This window comes from Geminocystis sp. CENA526 (assembly GCF_050753365.1).
GTDB lineage: Bacteria > Cyanobacteriota > Cyanobacteriia > Cyanobacteriales > Cyanobacteriaceae > Geminocystis.
Map to the genome: position 1 here is coordinate 1 of NZ_JBLZFY010000296.1, position 1,240 is coordinate 1,240.

Consider the following 1,240-nt stretch of genomic DNA (forward strand, 5'->3'; position numbering starts at 1 on the left):
ATTAAAATCAAAGGTTTGGACATACTACATCAACTAAAAAGTGTTCAATTTTCACAATTTTTACTGCAAAACTGAGCATTTTTTACTAAATTTTACTTAAAATAATTTTGTAATTATGTGTCGATATAAAGCCTCAAAACCTTGATTTTTGTCATTTATTCACTCTTCACTCTTCCCTTTTCCCTTTTCCCTCTCTTCATCAAGATACTATGAGGCAACGCCTAAGTAAAAACTAGGTAGATAATTTTGCCATTTCTAAAGGTTTAGTGGTGTATTTTTTGACTATTTCACGAAATAAATCCCCTTCTATGGTTTCTTTTTCGATTAATAAATCCACTAATTTATCAATAACAGGACGATTTTCTATGATAATTTGTTTAGCATTTTCATAACATTGAAACACGATCGAGCGAATTTGTTGATCAATTTTTTCAGCTATTTCTTGAGAATAATCAGAACGATTAACGGTATCATTTCCTAAGAAAATAGGTTGATTATCGTCTTCTAAGGCAATCAGTCCTAAATTCGACATCCCAAATTTTGTAACCATTTGACGACTTAAAGAAGTAACCCTTTCAATATCGTTTCCAGCACCAGTGGTTATTTCATCATCTCCAAAAATTACATCTTCGGCGGCTCTCCCCCCTAATAATCCTGTAATACGAGCAAAAAGTTGAGTGCGAGAAATTAAGCCCTGTTCTTCATCGGGAGTAAACCAAGTTAAGCCTCTGGCTTGACCTCTGGGGATTAGGGTAACTTTTTCTACGGGATCATGCCCTTTCGTTAGTGTACCTACAATAGCGTGACCAACTTCGTGATAAGCAATTAATCTTTTTGCCTTACCATCTACTAAAGGTGTGCCTTCCATACCTGCAATGACTCGATCGATCGCCTCATCGATTTCATTCATCGTGATAGCTTCTTTCCTTTTGCGTACCGTTAAAATTGCCGCTTCATTTAAGAGATTAGCTAAATCTGCACCACTAAAACCGGGGGTACGTTGGGCAATGGTGTGTAAGGATACTTCGGGCGCAACTTTTTTATTCGCGCTGTGTACTTCCAAAATTCCTAAACGTCCATTCATATCAGGATAATCCACCATGACTTGTCGATCGAACCTACCCGGGCGAAGTAAAGCACTATCTAACACATCAGGGCGATTAGTAGCCGCTATGACGATAATGCCCGTATTACCCTCAAAACCATCCATTTCCGTGAGTAATTGGTTTAAAGTTTGCTC

General features: G+C 37.4%; 1 protein-coding gene. It reads right to left on the bottom strand.

Annotated elements, in window-relative coordinates:
• Positions 1-232: 232 nt before the first annotated feature.
• Positions 233-1,240, bottom strand: a 1,008-nt coding sequence (locus ACN4EE_RS23495) for an ATP-dependent metallopeptidase FtsH/Yme1/Tma family protein (RefSeq protein WP_431708931.1), incomplete at its 5' end; no start/stop codon positions are given.